Annotated in this window: 17 protein-coding genes and 1 pseudogene; 6 read left to right on the top strand and 12 right to left on the bottom strand. The window is 67.3% G+C overall.

Going from position 1 to position 20,312, the window contains the following annotated elements:
• Positions 1–11 precede the first annotated feature (11 nt).
• Together L6444_RS18665 and L6444_RS18660 are read left to right on the top strand one after the other, a co-directional pair.
• Positions 12–974: an alpha/beta fold hydrolase gene (locus tag L6444_RS18665; RefSeq protein WP_459551862.1), complete on the top strand. Its 963-nt coding sequence runs from the start codon at positions 12–14 to the stop codon at positions 972–974.
• Positions 971–2,053: a PDR/VanB family oxidoreductase gene (locus L6444_RS18660; RefSeq protein ID WP_236976471.1), complete on the top strand. Its 1,083-nt coding sequence runs from the start codon at positions 971–973 to the stop codon at positions 2,051–2,053. Before L6444_RS18665 ends, L6444_RS18660 begins: the two co-directional genes overlap by 4 nt.
• Positions 2,054–2,080: 27 nt before the next feature.
• On the opposite strand, the gene L6444_RS18655 is transcribed toward L6444_RS18660, so the two are convergent.
• The 3 genes from L6444_RS18655 to L6444_RS18645 form a co-directional block, all read right to left on the bottom strand.
• Positions 2,081–3,232, bottom strand: a complete 1,152-nt coding sequence (locus tag L6444_RS18655) for an epoxide hydrolase family protein (protein ID WP_236976470.1) — start codon at positions 3,230–3,232, stop codon at positions 2,081–2,083.
• Positions 3,229–3,750 carry a GNAT family N-acetyltransferase gene (locus tag L6444_RS18650; protein WP_236976469.1) on the bottom strand — a complete coding sequence of 174 codons (522 nt, stop codon included), beginning with the start codon at positions 3,748–3,750 and terminating at the stop codon, positions 3,229–3,231. Before L6444_RS18650 ends, L6444_RS18655 begins: the two co-directional genes overlap by 4 nt.
• An 85-nt stretch (positions 3,751–3,835) precedes the next feature.
• On the bottom strand, positions 3,836–5,206 hold the full coding sequence (locus tag L6444_RS18645) for an HNH endonuclease signature motif containing protein (protein WP_236976468.1): 1,371 nt from the start codon (positions 5,204–5,206) through the stop codon (positions 3,836–3,838).
• Between the two features lie 162 nt (positions 5,207–5,368).
• Between L6444_RS18645 and dapB the strand changes: the two genes are divergently transcribed.
• The 3 genes from dapB to L6444_RS18630 are packed head-to-tail and all read left to right on the top strand — an operon-like array spanning position 5,369 to position 7,019.
• Positions 5,369–6,106: a 4-hydroxy-tetrahydrodipicolinate reductase gene (gene dapB / locus L6444_RS18640; RefSeq protein ID WP_236976467.1), complete on the top strand. Its 738-nt coding sequence runs from the start codon at positions 5,369–5,371 to the stop codon at positions 6,104–6,106.
• Complete coding sequence (locus L6444_RS18635; RefSeq protein ID WP_236976466.1) at positions 6,103–6,567, top strand: hypothetical protein; 465 nt, start codon at positions 6,103–6,105, stop codon at positions 6,565–6,567. The genes dapB and L6444_RS18635 overlap by 4 nt, the downstream gene beginning before the upstream one ends.
• Positions 6,564–7,019 carry a flavodoxin family protein gene (locus tag L6444_RS18630; RefSeq protein ID WP_236976465.1) on the top strand — a complete coding sequence of 152 codons (456 nt, stop codon included), beginning with the start codon at positions 6,564–6,566 and terminating at the stop codon, positions 7,017–7,019. Before L6444_RS18635 ends, L6444_RS18630 begins: the two co-directional genes overlap by 4 nt.
• A 47-nt stretch (positions 7,020–7,066) precedes the next feature.
• On the opposite strand, the gene L6444_RS18625 is transcribed toward L6444_RS18630, so the two are convergent.
• The 9 genes and pseudogenes from L6444_RS18625 to L6444_RS18585 form a co-directional block, all read right to left on the bottom strand.
• Positions 7,067–10,168 (bottom strand): FAD-dependent oxidoreductase, encoded by a 3,102-nt coding sequence (locus L6444_RS18625; RefSeq protein ID WP_236976464.1) that lies wholly within the window; start codon positions 10,166–10,168, stop codon positions 7,067–7,069.
• A complete protein-coding gene (locus tag L6444_RS18620) occupies positions 10,165–10,569 on the bottom strand; it encodes an SCP-2 sterol transfer family protein (RefSeq protein WP_236976463.1) in 405 nt (134 codons plus the stop codon). The genes L6444_RS18625 and L6444_RS18620 overlap by 4 nt, the downstream gene beginning before the upstream one ends.
• Positions 10,562–11,586, bottom strand: a pseudogene (locus tag L6444_RS18615) (hypothetical protein). Before L6444_RS18615 ends, L6444_RS18620 begins: the two are co-directional and overlap by 8 nt.
• Complete coding sequence (locus L6444_RS18610) at positions 11,583–11,864, bottom strand: hypothetical protein (protein WP_236976461.1); 282 nt, start codon at positions 11,862–11,864, stop codon at positions 11,583–11,585. The pseudogene L6444_RS18615 and the gene L6444_RS18610 overlap by 4 nt, the downstream one beginning before the upstream one ends.
• Positions 11,861–12,319, bottom strand: a complete 459-nt coding sequence (locus L6444_RS18605) for a hypothetical protein (protein ID WP_236976460.1) — start codon at positions 12,317–12,319, stop codon at positions 11,861–11,863. Before L6444_RS18605 ends, L6444_RS18610 begins: the two co-directional genes overlap by 4 nt.
• On the bottom strand, positions 12,316–13,503 hold the full coding sequence (locus tag L6444_RS18600; RefSeq protein ID WP_236984251.1) for a polyprenyl synthetase family protein: 1,188 nt from the start codon (positions 13,501–13,503) through the stop codon (positions 12,316–12,318). Before L6444_RS18600 ends, L6444_RS18605 begins: the two co-directional genes overlap by 4 nt.
• A complete protein-coding gene (locus L6444_RS18595) occupies positions 13,500–14,276 on the bottom strand; it encodes a hypothetical protein (RefSeq protein ID WP_238305722.1) in 777 nt (258 codons plus the stop codon). The genes L6444_RS18600 and L6444_RS18595 overlap by 4 nt, the downstream gene beginning before the upstream one ends.
• Positions 14,277–14,377: 101 nt before the next feature.
• Positions 14,378–18,712 carry an AAA family ATPase gene (locus tag L6444_RS18590; RefSeq protein ID WP_236984250.1) on the bottom strand — a complete coding sequence of 1,445 codons (4,335 nt, stop codon included), beginning with the start codon at positions 18,710–18,712 and terminating at the stop codon, positions 14,378–14,380.
• Between the two features lie 257 nt (positions 18,713–18,969).
• Positions 18,970–19,818: a thioesterase family protein gene (locus L6444_RS18585; RefSeq protein ID WP_236976458.1), complete on the bottom strand. Its 849-nt coding sequence runs from the start codon at positions 19,816–19,818 to the stop codon at positions 18,970–18,972.
• Positions 19,819–19,891: 73 nt separating this feature from the next.
• Between L6444_RS18585 and L6444_RS18580 the strand changes: the two genes are divergently transcribed.
• On the top strand, positions 19,892–20,296 hold the full coding sequence (locus L6444_RS18580) for a PNPOx family protein (RefSeq protein ID WP_236976457.1): 405 nt from the start codon (positions 19,892–19,894) through the stop codon (positions 20,294–20,296).
• Positions 20,297–20,312 lie beyond the last annotated feature (16 nt).

Below are 20,312 nucleotides of genomic sequence, written 5' to 3'. Positions count from 1 at the left end.
AGGACGGTCTGATGACGACGATCCGCGCCTCCGACGGTGTCTGCCTGGCAGTGCACCGCTACGGCGAATCGGACCCGAAGCTGCCGACGGTGCTGGCGGTGCACGGCTACCCCGACAACCACCGGATCTGGGATGGCGTGGCCCGGCAGCCGGCCGGTCGGTGCAACGTGTTCGCCTACGACGTTCGCGGCGCTGGTGAATCCTCTTGTCCAACAAGCAGGTCCGGGTACCGGCTGACGCAGTTGGTGTCCGACATGGGCGCGGTGATCGACAGTCTGGACGCTGACCGGGTACATCTGCTGGGGCACGACTGGGGTTCGGTGCAAGGCTGGGCGGCGATCACCGACGCTTCGCTGGCCGGCCGGATCGCCTCGTTCACGTCGATCTCGGGTCCGCACCTGCCGTATGCGGGCAGGTTCGTGCGTTCGGCGCGCACGCCGCGGGCCGCGCTGTCGGTCGCCCGGCAGGTGTTGTGCTCGGCGTATCTCGCGTTCCTGCTGTGCCCGGGGGTGCCGGAGCTGGCTTTCCGGTCCGGAATCGCAGTGAAAGTCGTTGCGGCGCTGGAACGTATCGGGCAGTCAGGCGGTATCCGCGGCCATGCGCCGCGCGGGATCGCCGACTACGTCAACGGATTGGAGCTCTACCGGGCCAATCTGCCCGGGCCCCTGCTGTCGCCCGGTCCGGCGCCGGCGCAGACCCCGGTCGCGGTCCAGGTGCTGGTGCCACGGAAAGACATCTTCATCACTCCCGCGCTGCAGCGGTACCTCGGCGCCATTCCGCGGCGCGGCAGGGTCGTTCCGGTCGAGGGCGGGCACTGGGCGGTGACGTCGCACCCCCGGGAGATCGCCCGTCTGACCGCTGACTGGGTCGACCAGGTGTCGGCCGGGTTCGAGCCGTCAGACGAGGCGGCGAACGAGGCCGCGGATACGGCCGGGAATGCGGCCACGGATGTCGCCGCGGACCTTCCGAAATGACCGAGCCGCAGAGCATTTGGGCCAGCAGGCCGCCCGACCTGTACGGCCGGCGGGATCGGGACCGGTTCCTGACGGCGCTGTGCGGTCTGCGTTCGATGATCGGCGGGTTGTCGGCGGCGTCGCGGTGGACCCCGTCGCGGGTGCGGCCGGTGCGGCGTACCCACCACGCGACTGTCGTGGGACGTGAACTCGTCGCGCCCGACGTGGTGGCCCTCACCCTCGCCGATCCGCATGGCGGGTTGCTGCCGTCGTGGACGCCAGGCGGGCATATCGACGTGCAGCTGCCGTCCGGTCGGCGCCGGCAGTATTCGCTGTGCGGACCGCCGGGCCGGCGCACCGAGTACCGCATCGCGGTGCGGCGCATCGCCGACGGCGGCGGCGGTTCCATCGAAATGCACGAGGCCTACGACGTCGGTGACACCTTGGTGTTCGAAGGCCCGCGCAACGCGTTCTATCTGGGCTCGGCCGAGGGTGAGGTGCAGTTCGTGATCGGCGGCATCGGTGTCACGCCGATCCTGCCGATGCTGCGGGTGGCCGCGCAGCGCGGAACCGATTGGCGCGCAATCTATGCCGGGCGCAGCCGGGAGTACATGCCCTTTCTCGACGAGGTGCTGGCCGTTGCGCCGGAGCGGGTGACGGTGTGGGCCGACGACGAGCGCGGCGGCACCGCATCTGTCGAGGAGCTGTTGGCCGGGGCCGGTCCGGCGACGGCGGTGTACGTCTGCGGGCCCGCCGCCATGCTCGAAGCGGTGCGGGTGGCCCGCGACGGGTACGCCGACGCGCCGCTGCACTACGAGCGGTTCAGTCCGCCGCCGGTGGTGGACGGGACACCCTTCGAACTGGAACTCGCGCGATCCCGCGAAGTGGTGTCCGTTCCGGCGAATCGCTCTGCGCTGCAGGTGATGCTGGACCGCGACCCCACCACCCCCTACTCCTGCCGGCAGGGCTTCTGCGGCACCTGCAGGGTCAAAGTGCTTGCCGGACAAGTCGATCACCGCGGCCGCGCCGCCGAGGCCGACGGCGAAATGCTGGTGTGCGTGTCGCGGTCCGCCGGCGGCCGGATCGTCATAGACGCCTAACAGACCCCGCGCGTAGCAGACCCGCGCCTAGAACACCCCCGCGTCGGTCAGGACATCGGCGTACGTCGCAAGGTCAGCGGCGAACAGCGCGGGCTGTTCGAAGGCGGCGAAGTGGCCGCCGCGGTCCTGCACCGAGTAGTGAACGAGGTTGTAGCGCGCCTCGGCCCAGGCCCGTGGCGTCTGCATCAGCTCGAAGGGGTACACGGCGTATCCGGTGGGCACGTCGACGCGACCGGTCCAGTCGTCCAGCGCGCTGGTGCCGGCGCGCGCCGCTTCGCAGTAGAGTCGCGCGGCCGAGGTCGCGGTGTTCGTGAGCCAGTAGAACATCAGGTTGTCGATCAGCCGATCCATGCTGATCGGCATGCCCTCCCGGGTGTCACACCAGGCGTGAAACTTCTCGAGAATCCAACCCGCCAAGCCCAGCGGTGAGTCGTCGAGCCCGAAACCCAGCGAATGCGGGCGCGTCGACTGCAATTGCAGGTAGGCGGTGCCGTCCTTGGTTCGTTCGCTACTGGCCACGAGTGCGGCGAGTTCGGATTCGGTGATGCGCGACAACAGTTCCTGATCGCTCTGGTCCGGCGGCGCGAACAGCATGTTGGTGTGAATCGCGGCCACGCGGTGCGCGTAGTGCTCACCGAGATAGCGGGTCACCAGCGCGCCCCAGTCGCCGCCCTGGGCCACGTAACGTTGGTAGCCCAGCTGGCCCATCACGTCGTCGACCGCCGCGGCGATGCGGGCTACGTCGACTCCCCGTTCGCGGGTGGGCCCGGAGAACCCGTAGCCGGGCATCGATACGGCCACCACATGAAAGCGCTTCCGCAGCAACGGAAGCACGTCGAGGAACTCGACGACCGAGCCCGGCCAGCCGTGCGTGATCGCCAGCGGAACGGCTTGCGGATGATCCGATTTCGCATGCAGAAAATGCACGTGTTGACCTGCCGCTTCGGTGCGGAAGGAGCCGGCGGCATTGACCTCGGCCTCGGTGGCCCGCCAGTCGTAGCGGTGCAGCCAATGCTCGACCACTTTTCTCAGGAACGTCTGCTCGGTGCCGTAATCCCAGCCGGCCCCGTCGATTTCGGCCGGCCAGCGCGCCGCGCTGAGGCGCCGACGCAGGTCGTCGAGGTCTGCTTCCGGGACGTCGAGAACGTAGGGTTGCACGCGAATGTGGTCCGCGGTCATGTCCGCGCCGATCGATACAGCCGGTAACCCACATGCGGCACGCTCACGCCGGGCAGTGGTTTCCAGCTGAACGTGCGGTCGTCCACATCGAACCCCTTCTTTTCGTAGAAATCTCGTGCCTTGCGGTTCTTCTCGGCGCACCACAGGATCATGTCGTTGTCCGGATACTGCTCGAGCGCCTTGCCCAGCAGTTCGCTCCCGACACCGGCGCGTTGACTTTTCTCCACCACATAGAGCGCGTCGATCTGAATGAGGTTGGGATTGGACAGGTCTGGGCCGAGGAGCATCATCCCGAGCAGTTGGCCCCTGGACTCGGCCATCCACATGCCCCAACCACCACGCTTCAGGGTCGTCGGATAGGAGGTCTCGACCCAGATCTTGGGGGTGACGATCATGTCCAGCACGTGCGGGGCGACGATGCCGTCCCACGACTGCCGCCACACCGGGTAGTGCATCGCCGCTACCCGCGCGTAGTCCTTCGGCTTGGCTTCGCGGATCCGGATCTCGCTGGATCTCACGTGAGCACCTCCGTTGGCTGCAGCTGGCATGTTCGATCACCCAGCCTAGAGCTCTGCTCCAGGGCCGGGAATTGCTGTGGGGTGCTCACGGTCCGGCGCGTTCGTCGTCGTTGTCGCGCAGCATCCGTTCCGGATGGTGATAGGAGTTGGTGCGAGGCTGGTTGCGGTCGAGGTGGGAGGGCGGTGTCCAGGCGGTGCGATTATCGCGCCGTTTGCTGGTTGTCCAGCCGCGGTTGAGCAATTTGTGGTTGGGTCCGCAGACGAGGGTCATCCTGTCGACGTCGGTGCGGCCACCCGCGGCCCATTCGTCGATGTGGTGGACCTCGCATTTGTCGGCGCTGACGTCGCAGCCGGGGAACGTGCATCCGCGCTCGGCCGCGAACAGGGTCAGCCGTTGGTCGGCGGTGGCGATGCGGCGGCTGCGGCCGAGGTACAGCGGCCGGTTGGAGTGGTCGTCGAAAACGGCGAGGTAGTGGAACGCTTTGCGGCCCATCCGGATGAGATCGCGCATGGGCAGTTGGACCCCGGAGGCGGTGACACCGTACCCGGCTGCGTCGGTGAGTTCGCGCAGCGTGGTGGAGACAACGACGGTCACGGGCAGTCCGTGGTGCTGGCCCAGGGCGGGATCGCCCAGCTGGCGTGCCACCAGGTAATTCAGGGCGTCGTGCTGGCGTTGGCGGGGGGTGCGGGTGTCGGCGGCGGCCTGCTCGCTGGGCTCGGCCTCGACACACGGGTTTGTATCGGCGGGATTGGCCATCCCGGGTGCGGCGAATTTGGCCAGCCACGCATCGAAGTTGGCCCGTAGCTCCGGGGTGGCGATCAGGGTGCCTTCGCTCATCCCGTCGGCGCCTTGCGGTTTCCAGGTGAAGCCGCGCTTGCGGGCACGATCGTGCTCGGAGAACTCGCCGTCGGGATTGAGGTGGCAGGCCATCCGCTTGGCCAGCTTGTCGAGTTGGTCGGGACGCAGCTGCCTGGCCTGGGACGCCAAGGTTTCCTCGGCTTCTTCGACGACGTCGCCGGGGAGATCTTGAGGCAGCTCATCGACGAACTTCTGAATCACCTTCAAGTGTTCAGCATCGAGCATGCCGTCGCGCCACTGCTGGGCGGTGGCGGGAAGTACGGGCGGCAACTGCTCGCCGGTCATCGTGACCCGAGGGGCCAGTTGCGCGGCGTCGCGGATGCGGCGGCGGGCTTCGGCGTAACTGAGGCGACACCAGTCGGCGATGACCTGGTGGGGCGCGCCGCCCAGCTTGGAGATTTCCTCCTGGGCCAGGGTGTGGATGATGTCGTGGCTGATCACCGCCTGACGCCGGCGCGAGGTTTCCAACTGGTCCAAAGCGCGCAGCCGGAGCACCGGGTCCAACGCGGCGAAGTCGAGCTCGCGCAGGGCGGCGACGGCGGCGTCGAGGGCCTCCAAGCGGGCCGCGACGTCGGCCGGAGCAGCGATCGCACACATGTTCGAATTCTATCGCGAAATCGGTAAGCGGCGGTCGGGAGCGAGCCGACACTGTGGATAAACCGCCAACTGTGAATAAGTCGATCATTCGGTCCGGGCCCGCTTGCGGGCGACGCATACCGACCGGTCCCAGCCAAGATCGCGAACAGTAGGCTGCAAGCCATGCGGGTAGGCGTGCTGGGGTCCAAGGGCAAGGTCGGCGCGACGATGGTGGGTGCCGTCGAGGCGGCCGACGATCTGACGCTGTCGGCCGCGGTAGACGCGGGCGACGAGCTGAGCCTGCTGACCGAGGGTGGCACGCAGGTCGTCATCGACTTCACGCATCCCGATGTCGTGATGGACAATCTGAAGTTCCTGATAGACAACGGAATTCATGCCGTCGTAGGCACGACGGGTTTCACCAGCGAGCGCCTGGAGCAGGTGCAGGAGTGGCTTGCCGCCAAGCCCGGCACCTGCGTGCTCATCGCGCCGAACTTCGCCATCGGAGCGGTGCTGTCGATGCATTTCGCCAAGCAGGCCGCCCCGTATTTCGACTCGGTGGAGGTCATCGAGTTGCATCACCCGCACAAGGCCGACGCGCCTTCGGGTACCGCCACGCGCACCGCCAAGCTGATCGCCGAAGCGCGAAAAGACTTGCCGCCCAACCCGGACGCCACCAGCACCAGCCTGCCCGGGGCACGCGGTGCCGACGTCGACGGCATTCCGGTGCATGCGGTGCGGCTGGCCGGGCTGGTCGCCCATCAAGAGATCCTGTTCGGCACCGAGGGTGAGACGCTGACCATTCGCCACGACAGCCTGGATCGCACGTCCTTCGTGCCCGGCGTGCTGTTGGCGGTACGCCGCGTCACCGAACGCCCCGGCCTGACCATCGGCATTGAGCCCCTGCTCAACCTGCAATGACGGACGCTGCACGCACGGTGCGCACCCAGGCGCTCATCGCCTTCATGTGCGTCGCGATGCTGGCCTACTTCGTGTTGCTCGGCCGCGCCGCGTTGATAATGATCGGTTCGGGGCGCCCCGCCGCCGTGGCGCTGGGGGTTGCGGTGCTGGTGATGCCGTTCCTGGGGCTCTGGGCGATGGTCGCCACCCTGCGCGCCGGCTTCACCCACCAGAAGCTGGCCCGGCTGATCGCCGAGGACGAAATGGAACTCGACGTCAGTGCGCTACCGCGACGAGCATCCGGTCGCATCCAACGCGACGCCGCGGACGCGCTGTTCGCCTCGGTGCGAACCGAGTTGGAAGAAGATCCGGACAACTGGCGTCGCTGGTACCGCCTGGCGCGCGCCTACGACTATGCGGGGGACCGCAGGCGGGCCCGCGAGGCGATGAAAACGGCCGTTCAGATGCAGGCGCACCAATGACGAAGACACTCTTGGTGATTCATCACACGCCGTCGCCGCACTGCCAGGAGATGTTCGAAGCGGTCATCGCCGGGGCCACCGACCCCGACATCGAGGGTGTGGAAGTCTGCCGACGGCCCGCCCTCACCGTCACGCCGGTCGAGATGCTGGAAGCCGACGGGTATGTGCTGGGTACCCCGGCCAACCTGGGTTACGTATCGGGCGCTCTCAAGCATGCCTTCGACCAAAGCTATTACCAGATAATGGATTCGACGCGTGGGCGGCCCTTCGGGTTGTGGCTGCACGGGAATGAGGGCACCGAGGGAGCCGTGCGTGCCGTGGACGGGATCACCGCCGGGCTCGGTTGGGTCAAGGCGACCGATCACGTCGTCGTCTCGGGAAAGCCGACCAGGGCCGACATCGAAGCGTGCTGGAACCTCGGAGCCACGGTCGCAGCGACGCTGATGGATTGACTCCGCGGCCACAGCAGCTTGAGGCGTTGATATGGCGCCAAAGCCGCTCAGGGCGAAGGTGTTTCGCCGGCTTCCCGTGGCCGCACTCGCTGCGCACCCGGACGGGTGAACAGCGATCGCGGCGCTGGCTGCGGCGACGCAGTGGGCTGGACGCGATTCATCGCGCTGCGAAAAGGCGATCCCACCTCAGCGCGCGCGGCTGCCTCCGTTGGGTGGAGTGAGGCCGGGTGGGATTGCTCGTGGGGTCCGTGAATCCGGTCAATCTGATACCCGAAGTCGTTGCCGGGCGCAATCGGTGCCGACGGGTCCCCGAGCGCGGCGCGCATTGCCGCCAGGTCGGAGCCGGTGCTGCTGATCTGGCTCAGGGAATAGCTGCTGGGCGGCAGATCCACCGGCGGCGGCCACGTCGGGCCCGATCCCTTGGCGGTGTCGTCCGGCGGGGCGCCCTTGCTGGCGTTGTCGTCGGCGGGCGGGATCGGCACATCAGGCGGACGGTAGTGACCGGGCGCCCCGGGCACCCCGGGCCCGTTGGCGGGCGCCCCGGTCGGCGAAGGCCCGTTGGCGGGCGCCCCGGTCGGCGGAGCCGCATTCGGCTGCCAAGCAACCGATGTCGGCGCCGGCGCTGCGCCGGTCGCCGACTCCAGGAACTGCCGCCAGGCCTGCAGGTAGCCGAACAGTTGCTGGCTGTAGTCAGCCGGCGCTGGTGGCACCGCAGCGCTGGACGGCATAGAAGGCATGGGCGGCCCGTAAGGCACGAACGGCGCAGCCGCCGGCATGGGCGGGGCGACCGGGAACCCCGACCCGGCCGTCATCGCCGTCCACTGCTCCAGAAGCTGTCGCCCGGTCTGCAGATAGTTGAGCAACTGCTGGTTGAAGTCGTTGAAAGGCATGGACATTGGTGGACCTCCCGCGAAGGTAGGGGACAGGGGAAACGGGACTGGCGAGTCCAGCGGATGCGGCAGTGACTGCTGGCAGAGTTTCGAGTCGAGCGTGCGTAGCGCACGGGTTTCGGCGGGCTCGCGGTTTTCGATGTCGAACACGTAGCAGTAGTCGCCGGCCGAGGTCGGCAGCCGAATCGGACTCGACAGGCCTTGATCGAGGAAGCCGAACGGAAACTTCCAGTCCAGAGTGGTCTTGTCTCGGCGATCGACACCGCCTGACTCGACCCAGATGTAATGGTCGAGAATGGCATTCACGGCGTGGCGTCCCGACTCGCACGCGGCCTCCATCGAGGTGACCCGGGTGAACGTCTTGTTCCAGGTGCCCGCGAAGACCACCGAATTGTTGTGCACTTGATAGCCGCCGTGGCGGGCCTGCCAGACGTTGCGTTGCTGAAGATCTTCGAGCCACCAGTCCTCGGACGGTGCGCTGCTCCAAGACGATCCGTGCGGGTTCCACGGGTCGCTGCCGGGGCGATTGTTCCAGTCGCCGACGATGGGAACCAGGTACGGTGACTCGTTGCGGACCACGCGGCCCCGGCCCTGTCCGGGCCCGTCAGCCATGATCAGACTTCGATCGAGCGCGTACCACACGGGCCACGGCATCGCCTCTTCCCCGACGGATCCGGCGCAACTGGTGAGTGCGCAAACGATCTGTCGCCATACCTCCGCGGCGATTTCGTCGGCCGTGCAGTCGCGAGCCGCCTTGCCCCGGCCGAACTCGTCGACGAGATGACTGGAGGGAGTGTTGAAATCTGCGATGTCGACCGACAGCACGGAGACGTGTCCGTCGCGGTCCAGACTTGGCCGCTTCTCCCAGAATCCGGTCTGGTTGATCGACGACAGCGCCCACTCTGTGCCGCTGAACAGCATGTGTCCGCGGAGTAACTGAAATTCCGTGTCGAAGTAGTACTGGATGCCGCACAGCGTTTGGAACCGATCCCACGGCACCCGCCCCATTTGATCCATCGAGTAGGGATCCCGTCGCTGGCGCGGCCGGGTTGTCTCAGGCTGCAGGGGACCCTCAGGTGGGGGAGGGATGGTGGCGTAACCGTCCAGCCTCGCCACGGTGCCGCCGGTGCCCGCTGCGCGCAGCGCGGTGGTGACATATTCGGCTGCCGGGGCGTCGACGGCGACGACGATGTAGTCCGGAGTCACCTGCGTACCGTCGGCGAAAGTGACCCCGGCACGGGGCCGCAGATGGGGTGGCTGACTCGAATGAAAGGCCGGCGGGTCGAGGCGGGTCACCTTGTTGTGGACGAAGCCGACGCCGAGCGAGACCAGGTGGCGGTACCAGTGGTCCAACCACGATTCGGTGGTGGGACCGTTGAGCACGCCGTCGGCCTTGTTGTCGCGGCGGTCCATGCTCAGATACAGCTGCAGATACGTGCTGAGGTTGGTGCGCGCGTCGCCCCACTGCGAGTCGAGGGCGACCAGGATCCTTGGCATGTGGCGCAACAGCGCATCGCAAGGGGGCGTGTAAAAGAACTGGTTGATCCCCGTCGTCCGGTCGTGCCCGACCAAGAAGTCGTAGGCCGACATGTTCTGCAGTTCCCGGGCGCGACGCAACGGACTGGTGGCGAGGTAGCGCAGCATCCTCAGCCGAAAGGTGGTGATATCGCCGGGTGTGAAGCTCAATGTCGCGAACTGGCTGAGGATTCCGAGAAATTCGGCGAAGCTGCGTGGTAGTTCGCTGGGAAAGACGAGCGACGGCTGGCCCTGCACCGTCGTGCCCTTGGTGACCACCCGCCGGACGTTGTCGTAGACAGTGCGTGAAGTTGCCGTCCAGCGGGCCGTCCCGTCGGCCGTCTGGGTGAGCTGATAGACCGGAGTGCGTTGGAACAGGTCCCAGATGTGCAGGTAGTAAGCCGGGAAGAAGCGGAAGCCATGTTCACCGGCAGCCGCTCGCCCCGGATCACGGGGCTGACCCCGACGGCCCGGGAAGGGGCGCAGCTCAGCTTGGCTTCCGTTGTGCGTGCCCACCGTCGAATACTGCGAGGCGGCCAGCCCGCCGAGCTTGACCGGAGGGTAAGTTCCGGGCGGCTCGGTCCCCAACCCGTTGCGTTCATCGCGCCGTGCCTCGTACACCGTGACGACGAAGCCGCGCTCGGCGAGCTCATGCGCCGCGGTGAGTCCGGCGATGCCCGCCCCCAGCACCGCCACCGTGGGACGTGGTTTGCGTGACGCCGGTGTCGTTATGCACTCGCTCATGGCGCCCCCGCGCGAAGCTCGGTCAGCAGTACGGGCAGCGAGGGCGCCCGGATCGCGGCATGGACGTATGCCCGCAGCGAGTCGTGAGCACGCTGGACGTCATCGAGGGAACCGTGAACGCACACCGCCCCCGCTTCCACGGCCTCACCCAGCCCGACCCGCGCATCGAGCAGATCGAGGATCGCGACTCGCGAGGTGGCGATCCGGGCATCGCCCGGCTGCGCCGCACCTTCGGACACTCGAAGCCGATCACCGCCGCGCAGTGTGAACACCTCACCGTCGACGTCGATTTGTACCACCAGCGGGCCGAGCTCGCTGACCAGCAAGCGGTAGCTGTCGGGCACCTCGTTCTCCAGGTGCTCGACCGAACGCCGCAATAGCGACGAAACCCGTTCAGCCATGTAGGAACTCGAATACACCGGTACCGGCGAAGTCGATGTTTTCGCCGTTGATCGTTCCGGTGGCTCGGGCGCTACCGTCTGTTTCGCAGAGCACGGTCGATCGATCGAGACATACTTCGCTCGGCTGCGCCAGGCGGGCATAACAGCGCGAACGGAACTCGATGTGCACCGTATCGGCGCCCCGGGTTGCGGTGACGTCGAGGCGCTCCGGGACGCTTGGCACCTCGCCGTCGAGCAGCAACCGCATTTGGGGCGGCAAGGTGCAGTCGGCCGCGCGGCTGAGCAGACCGTCCGAGCGCGTCTGCACCGCCGCGTGCCGAAACGTCGCCGCAGGCTCGTCGTGATGCCACACGTAGAGCGCACGCGACAGGCAGCGCAGCCGACTGCGGTCGGTCATCTGCACTACTACCATCGACCACGGGTTGCCGGGTTCGGTCGGCAAAACGGTGCCCCACGTCCAGCCGAAGTCGTCGCCCCACCAGAAGCGGCCCCAGTTGTGGTCGTGATAGGCAAGGTCGTTTTCCATCCGGTACTCCCGGCCGGCGATACGTAGCCATCCGTCGGCGCGCAGCCGAGGTACGAAGAGCCAGCTGATTCGGCCGTCTCCCACCGGTTCGTTACGAACCACGACTGGCCTGCACCCGGAGGTGAAGTGCAGTTCGCCGCGAATCCCCTTGTCGGGCAGGTCGATTGACACGCGGTAGCCGTCGGGTAGCACGGAGACCCGGCTGTCGCCGATGGTGAGTTCACCCAGATCGGCCGAGACGTTCAGCGCGCGCTCGTCGAACCGCTCGATGGCCCCCGTCCAAATTCTCGTCGCGCGCGATCACGATGACGCGTGGCGTAAGGCGGACTTCATCTGTCCCGAACGCTTCATTGGTGAGGCTGAAGTTGATCAACAGCCGCAACCCCCGACCGTGGACCACGAAGTGGTGCCACTCCTTTGAAACCCGCCGGCCGGGCGGTGGCCAGCACCGGGGCGCGGAGGAAGTCGCTGCGCGCGAGCAGGGCACTCATCGCAGCCACCGCGTGCTCGGTGCGACGGGAAGCGTTGCATCGGCTGTCATGTCCTGCTGTGCGGCAACTGGATTGGCGAGCTGCTCGATCCCCGCACCGATACTCGCCACCCCGAGCAGGACGTGCACGAAGTCGTCTGCCTCGCAGGGACTTTCAGGGCGGCGGTCGCCGTCGGCGGCCAAGGTGTGAACCACCCGGGCCAGCCCGGCGATGCCAACCAGGTAGCCGATGAACTCGCTCTGGTCGGCGAGCGCTTCGCGGGGATCGGTGAGCGTCATGCGAACCCCTCGGGCCGCAGCCGAGCCAGGACAGAATCGTCGAGCCCACGCCCGATCAAAGCGTCGGCCAGCAGGTCTGCCCAGGCGTTCGGGACGCCGCTGGGCGCGGTGGGACCGTCCAAAATGTTGAGGCTCACCATCTCCCAGACGCGTCGCAGGTTCTCCACTGCTTCGGAGGCGACCAGCGCGTCGCGCAGCCGCGTCCCACGGGGGGTGCGTGCATAGCGGCGGCCTTCGGCAACAAGGAGATCGTGCATGCGTCGGGCGGCCGCGGGATTGCCCAGGACGGCACGACGCAGCCCGACGAGGACGTCGAAGACGGTTCGCTCCGTCCCGTCGGCCTCATCCGGAGGGGCCGGACGCAACTGCGGGGTCTGTTGTTCGATCAGGTCGAGGGTGAGTTCGCGGATCCGCTCGAGTTCCGCGAGCATGCCGATCAAGCCTTCGGGGTTCATCGGGTCCGCCCGTGCACGTAGTCGACCAGGTCGGCGAGCACGTCGCGGTGGCGGCTGCGCGGCAACCAATTCAGGGTGGCAAGAACTTTGGCCGCCTCCCGTGCCTGCCGGGCGGCGATGTCGCGGGCGTGCTTGAGTGAACCGACGCGGTGCATCAATTCGTAAAGCCACCGAATGTCGTTGAGGGTCTTGGGCTCTGAGGGATGCTGCCCCTGCAGCCGGGCCTCGATCTCGGCCCGGCCCGACTGGGACAGTTGCCCGCGAGCGGCGAGCCGGTCCAGCAGCTCGCTCAGCCCCAACTCGTCGTCCGGGCTCGGACGGCGCTTGGCCAGAATCCGCACGGCCTGATCCCGGTCGTTGGGCTCGGCAGTGCGCAAGGCGTGCAACAACATCAGCGTCCGCTTGCCCTCCCACAGGTCGCCGCCGATCTCCTTGCCGTATTCCTGCGGGTCCGCCCGCAGGTTCAGCAGGTCGTCGGTGATCTGGAAGGCCGCGCCGAGATGTCGGCCGAGGGACTCCAGCGGCGCCAACCGCTCGGCTCCCGCGCCGGCGGCGATCGCGCCGGCCTGTAGCGGCGTAATGAAGGAGTACCAGCTGGTTTTCAGTTCCACCATGTTCAGGTAGTCGGCGTCGTCGAGCCGCCAGGCGTTGGACCGGACCCACTCGAGTTCCACGGCCTGGCCGTCGACGGTCAGCCGGGTCATTTTCGCGACGGCACGCAGGATGCGTAGCGCGGGCCCGAGGCCGATGCGCTCGACGTTGTCCAGCAGCGGTTGCAGCGACATCGACAGCATGGCGTCGCCGACGTTGACCGCAATCGGCACGCCGTGGTCGACGTGCAGCGTGGGTTTGCCGCGCCGCCACCAGGATTCGTCCTCGATGTCATCGTGGATGAGGAACGCGTTGTGATAGAGCTCCAGCGTCGCGGCGGTCGGCAGTATCGCCTCGAGGTGGCCACCGAGCCCGAGGCAGGTGGCAATGCTCAGTGCCGGCCGCAGCGCTTTTCCGCCACGCATCGGGTAGTCGAGGATCATTTCGTGCAGACCGCTCGAGTGAGCGTCACCGGGACTGTAGAGCCGCTTGATCTCGCCGAAGCAAGCGTCCTTGCATACAGCGAGATAATCCTCGAGCGGGCTGAGCGCCGTCGGTACCGGCCGCGCGTCAGGCAGCGTGGCTGTCATCAGACGGTGAAGGCAACGAGGCCGCCTTCATCCTTCACCCTGGTGGCGTATGCGATGCGGACTCTCAATTCGATTGTGTTAGCGGCCACTTCGCCGACGACTTCCAGGCTGGGAGGAATGCTGACGGCGATGTCCACCGCTTCTTCACCCGCCGACGCGTCCGCTGCGCCTGCGGGCGCAATTCGCTGGCGCCGTCCCAGCAGCCACCCGCGGACATCGGGGTCGGTCGCGAGCGTGTCAACCCGCTGCAGGGAGTTGACGTTCGCCGGAGGTAGCAGCACGTCCGTTCCGGCGTAACCGTTCGCGATCGTGCTCGCGGCGAGCGCCATCACCCCGAACGTGTCGGTGACCAGACACGACGGGGCACGGTATCCGTTGTTCTCTACCTGCGCGCGGGCCGCGATCAGCGCAATCAGGAGATCCGATGCGGTAATTCCGCCGACCACCTGCTTGGGTGTCGTCCCCGTCAGCAGCGCCGGGAATACGGCGGTGTCGAAATCTGCGGCAAGCTGGACGGTGCTGGCGATCACGTTCGCCAGCAATGTGTCGGCAGTCGGGGCGACAACCTCGGCCAGCGTCAGCGTGAATGAAACGACGTGCGCTGGGGTGAGCGACAACAGGTTGATCGGCGGGGTCAAGTTGTCTTGGGACACCGCCGTCTGGCTGGGGTCGCCGGTGTCCCAGTGCGGGATGGCCTGCCAGGCGACGCTGGTCTGCTCGAAAGTCTCTCGGACTGTTTGGTTGGCCAGGGCCAACCGCTCCGCACTCAGATACATGTCTGACACTCCTTGCCGGCCCCGACTGTCGTTCAAATCATGGCAGACAGAATCAACGTGTGCGCAATTAAATTGCCGAGGTTCAAAAGTGAAGTAGTGCGCTACTTGGTCATCAGGGCTATCTCTTGACCAGGGGTCAGCTCACCGCGTGCCACCGCGTCGCAGTGCGCCAGATGCAGCGGTGCTACGGGATCCTCGGGCAACAACTCGCGGCATCGTTCGAAAGCGGCGCGCGCCCCCTCGACGTCGCCCGCGTCGAACAATGCGAAGGCCTCGTCGAACGCGGGTTGCGCCGCGCGCTTTGCGGCCCGCAGGGGAGCCGAATCCTCTTCGTACACTTCGTAAATCGTCACCGGTCGACGTCGGTTGACCACCATCACGCGCTCCATGCGCCGGATGTCGAATTGCTCGGACGACGAGAGGCGCTGATAGGTGCGGTCGGAGATGAGCAACGCCGAGCCGTAACGCTTGTTGGTGCTCTCGATACGTGCGGCGAGGTTCACCGCGTCGCCGATGATGGTGAGCACCATCCGGTTCACCCCACCGACGAGCCCGACCGCCACCGCGCCTGTGTTGATGCCGATGCCCGCCCGCAGCTCCTCGGAGCCGAGTGCTCTGCGTTCCTGGTTGTGCTCGCGCAGCGAGCGCAGCATGGCCAATCCCGCGCGGATGCCGTCGGACTCGGACTCGAACACGGCGACGATCTCGTCCCCGCGCACGTCTTGAATCATGCCGTTGTAGCTGATGATCGGCAGCTCGACAGCCCGCAGGAAGCCCATCGCCAGGTTGCCCGCCTCGGCGACGTCCATGTCCTCGATCATGGTCGTATAACCCCGGATATCGCTGATGAGCACGGTCATCTCGCGTTCCACCCGGTAGCCGCTGCGGACGCGGCGAAGGTCGTCGATGTCGAGGATGCGCAGCAGTTCATTGGGCACAAACCGGGATTGCACGTCGATCAGGGACTGTCGGTGCTCGTCGGCGGCCCGCAGGCGTGCCTCGAGCTGGAAGTTCCACAGGGGCGCGGCGGCCTGGGCGCTCAAGAAGGCGACCGCCTGTTCGTGGTCGGCGGTGAAGCTTCCGCCGGATTCGTCCTGCTCGGCGTAAATGACGCCGATTATTTTGTCCTGCAACGTGATCGGAACGACGAGCACGGACGGGCCCGGATGCTGTTGACCGCGTCCCGGTGACCGGCCACCCGGTTGGGCGGGCTCGGCGGCGACGATCATGGGGGAGCCGGTGCCCATCGCGCGGCGCACGATGTCGGCGTCGTAGGGCACTTCGGTCCAGGGGCCGTCCACGATCGAGATGTCGCCGTGTTCGTGGATGGCGCGGACCGACAGATTCTCCGCTGCACCGGTGAGGAACAGGACGCGGCGCGCACCGGTCGTGTCCGCCACCGAGCCCAGAATGATGTTGGCCAAGCCGTCCGGGGTCCGGGCGCCCGACAGCGCGTGCAGCAGCTGATGGGCGCCGACCGGGTCGATCCCGGCCGCATCCGTCTTGAGATCGCGTCTGAGCAGCCAGGGATGTTCCCGCGCCAGCCAGTCGGTACGCACCTTGAAACCCAGGTTCAGCCAGCGCTGATAGGCCGATCGCAGCATATGGTCGCGCAGCGTCGTCCGGCTGGTGTCGGCATAGAGGGCGGCCGCCTCCTCCTGGGCTCGCGCACTGATCATCGGCAGCTGATTTTTCTCGGCGAGCTCGATCGCCCTGTGCAGGTGGCGCTCGGCCTTGGCGTGTTGCCCCCGCGCTCGCGCCCATGCGCCCCGGATCAGGGCATAGGGCGCTGCGTAGTTTTCCGGTGCCTCCGTCGCCCACTTGCGGTGCGACGCCAGCGTCTGGCGGACGAAACGCGCCGTCGAGCGATCCCGAGGCGCGCACCGGATCATGCTGAGCGCGGCGATGAGGTGGACAAGTTCTGACACCGCGGTGCCGGCCAGACCCCCGAGGTGCTCGATTGCCTCCGGGGTGGCGGCGACCGCGCCGGCGTGGTCCCCGCACCAGAAGTGCAGGCCCTGCTTCATGGCTGCGGCGACACTCAGCGACACCTCGTCGCCCTCCCGTCGGGCGGCTGGCAGCACCTCTCGCTCGTCGTATCCGCTTTCGCCGGCGAGGAGGACGGGATCGGCGCTGCGGCCCATCAGGTTGAGGCAGAACTGGTGCATGGCCTGGCATAGCGAGCTGTGCACCGGCTGGGAACGGATGTGCGGGATCAGGGAGCTGGCGATTGCGTCGATCTCCGCGAGCGGACGACCGACGCAGAACGACTGCGAGAGCAGGACGGCGACCAGGCTTGCAGCGCTCTCCTGGTCGCCCTGGTCGAGCGCCTCCTCGATGGCGTCGCGAAGCTCGCTCAGGCCGTCGCGGAGCGGGTGGCGCCAGTGCTGGATGAAGTCCAGGTGCATGAACAACGTCTGCGGCCGCGCGTCCCGGAATTCCGGTCGCTCGGCAAGCATCATGCCGACCTCGCCGAAGCGCTGGCTGCCGGCATGGTCACCGAGCAGTACGAGCACAATCCCGTAACCGCCGATCACCACCGGCGAGGAGGGTGTGTGGCCGTGGGCCAGCATCAGATCGAGTTGCTTGCGTACCAGCAAGGGCAACAGGTTGGGCCGGACGAGCACCGACAACCTGCACAGTTCGGCGAGAATCGGCTGGATTTCGATGACCCGCCGGTCCGCACAGTGCGGCAGGTCCAGCAGTCGCTCGCTGCTCCAGCGGCTCATCGTCAGTCGCATCCGGACGATCGCGTTGCCCATCCGCGGCTTGCCCGCCTCGCTGGGGATCTTTTCGCCGAGTTCGTCGAGGGCTTGCAGCCCGATTTCGAGCGCCTCCTGCAGGCGGTTCTCCGCGACCCGGCCCTTGAGCCGTAGATAGGCCAGGCGCGCGCGGTCCGGCGGTTCGTACAGCATCTGCTCGGCCTCGTCGAGCAGCGCATTGAGCACCGGTATGTCACCAACCAGCAGTGCGGCCTCGGCGGCGTCGAGCTGCAGCTCCCGGGTCAGCGCGAAGTGGGCGGCCCAACGTTGCCCGCCAAGCAGATCCAGAGCATTACGGCAATACCCGAGGGCCAACGGGAACGAAGCCTGCGCCCGGGCCTTGCGCGCCGCCCGCCGCACCACCTCGACGAAACCGGTGCGTTCGACCTCGTCGGCCAACCCCAGCCCGCCGATCCCGACGTGGCGCGCGGCCTCGAACACCCGATCGTCCCCGAGCGTGACCAGTCGCCGCCCGATACGCAGGTGCACGGCGCGCATCTGATCGGCGGACATCCCGGCGCGCGCTGCCTCGGCTACCCGGTCGTGGCTGAACCGGTAGCGGGCGTCGCGGCTGATCGCGTTGGTAATCCGCTGGCCACCGCCGTCGAGGGCCTCGACCAAACGAAGCTCGAGGCACACCCACAGCGCGTGGGCCACGACGTCGGGAGACCGCGCGGCCGCTGCCGTCGCGTCGTCGAGGTCGAACTCGGTGCCGATACACGACAACGAACTCAACACCTCCCGGTCGGTCGGGCGGAGCTGATCGAGGTAGCGCCCCAGGAACTCCGCGGCGGTGGCGGAGACCTCGATCGAGCTGAGTACGCGCAGATCCCAACTCGGGCGGCCGCCCGGGCCGGCCGGGTTGAGCGCGCCTTCGCGTTGCGCCCGATAGAACAGCTGACGCAGCTGCAGCGGGTTGCCGCCGGTCCGATGGTGGAACTCCGCTGCCACGTCGCGCATCTCCACGCTGCGACCGCACACCTCGGCGAGCAGCTCCTCGACATCATCGGCGGCCAGCGGTTCGAGCTCGATCGTCTTCAGGCTCTGCGCTCTGATGCCCGCCGCGGTCGCATCGAACGCACCCGAGCGGTACGCACCGACGACCAGGACGTTGCGCAGCGACACCGTCAAGAGTTCGGCCAGCAGCAGCAGTGTGTCCCGATCGGCCCACTGCAGGTCGTCGATCGCCAGGACCACCGGCCGATAGGACGCCGTGGCGGACAACAGCCGAATGGCGGCGCGGTGCAATTGGCGGCGCGAGTCCGCCGCATCGAGGTCGACTTCGTCCGAGGGGCCGCCCAGCACCGCCGCCAGGTCGGGCACGAGTTCGCCGAGAATGCCCGCAAACCCCGACATCTCGCTGACCAGATCGGCGCGCCAGTGCTCGCATTCGGGCGGCCCGGTGACCTGCATGCTGCGCACCAGCGAGCCGAGCGCGTCCGACAGCGCCGCGTAGGGGGCGGCGGCGCCGTCCCGGCACCTGCCGTACGCGAACACGCAGCCACGTTCGGACACCTCGACGCCGAAGGCCTGCATGAGCGTCGACTTGCCGACTCCCGGTGTCCCGCTGAGCAGCAGGCACTCACCGCCGACACGTCCCGCCGTTTCCACCGCGGCCCGAAGTTCGGCGAACTCCTGCTGCCGGTTGATCAGCCGGCCGTCGAGGTCGAGCACCGGGGTCGTCACGGCGCAGGGCACACCGGGGTGGGCGCTGCCGGCCGGACTGCGCAGTACGGGAAAGGGGTCCGGAAAAGGAGTAGCGGTGTTAAGTGAATGCGCATGGCCGGTTCCCCTCCAAGGGAATGTCCACCCGTCGTAGTGACCGTCCGCCCGCCACCCGAGACGTGCGGATCCGGTCGCGGCTGATGGAGCGTCAGCATAACCCAAACGCCGCACCCGGGCCGAGGTCTGGCAGCCCGGTGGCGTTTCGGCTAAGTGAACATCGGTTTGAATGCCTCGGCGGGCTGCGCCAGGGCCAGCGCCGAACTGGTGCCGATCGGCCCGTGCTGGTCGAACAGGATCGCGCTGCCGGTGGCCACTCCGGCGGCTGCGTAATGACTCTGGGCGGCCAACCCGACGTACTCGCCCTCCGGCAGTCGGCTTGCGGTGACCGTGTAGTCGGCATTGATGTACCGCAAACCCCCTGTGCCCCAATGGGTTAGCGAGCTTGTCACATCCCCGACGAACGCCAGCCGGGTGAACGGGGTCAACGGAAAGCCCTCCACCAACGGACGGAAAAGCCTTGTCCAGGCGAATTTCTGGGAGTGTGTCTGCTCCCACTCGCCGGCCGCGATACCCGGGCTGCCTGCCGAAGTGGCGCCGTACCCCCAGATGTGGAACGGCATGTCGTCCGGAAAACCCGCCGAGCCGGCCGGAAGGGGCGGCATCTGCACTGCTGCCGACCAGACTTCGCCCTCGGGATGGTCGCCGCGGCGCAGAAACAGCGCGCTGGCCCGCGCCACGGTCTTCCCGTTCTGCACCAGCGTGCCGTCGACGAGCCTGAGACGACGACCTGCGCGCTGCACCGAGGTATGAATCTGCACCGGCTCGAGCAGCGCCGGCCGCAGTAGGTCCACGGTGAGCCGGGCGGGCTGAAAATCCGCGTCGATACCGGATTGTTCGATACCGGATTGTTCGATTCCCCAACCCAACAGACCGCCGACGATCTGACCGCCCATCGTCGCGCCCCAGGGACCCCGCGTCATCTCACCGGGCAGGTAGAACTCGCCGTCGACCGTGAAGAACGCGTCGAGTGCGGGCGTGGAGTCGGCGGTCGTCATCGAGGACAGACTAACCGGCGATTCAGGACGTAAGTCCCTGGCCATCGGTCCCCGATGCCAGCAGGCTGAACACATGCCCACCTACCGAAATCCACACGTCCGGGACGCGGTCCGACAACTCAACAAGCGGGTGACCAACCCGCTCAGCATGGCCTTGGCGGGCCGCCGCTATTGGTATGCGTCGGTGATCCGGCATACCGGCCGCAACTCGGGACGGCGATACCAGACTCCGGTTGTCGTCATCACGACGCCGGACAAGATCCTGGTGCCGCTGCCCTACGGCACCGGTGTCGACTGGCTGCGCAACGTGCTCGCCGCCGGATCGGCGACCGTAGTGACCAAGGGGCGCACCGTCGAGGTCGTGCAGCCGCGCGTCATCGACGCCGCCACCGCCGAGCCGCAGCTGCCGGGGTGGTGGCGCTGGATCACGCGCACCGTCGACGTCGACAACTTCCTCGAAGCCGATTTGCAGACCTGATCTGCTGCGCCGATCT

It is taken from the genome of Mycobacterium kiyosense, assembly GCA_021654635.1.
GTDB classification, from domain to species: domain Bacteria; phylum Actinomycetota; class Actinomycetes; order Mycobacteriales; family Mycobacteriaceae; genus Mycobacterium; species Mycobacterium kiyosense.
This window is presented reverse-complemented; position numbering and strand designations above follow the sequence as displayed.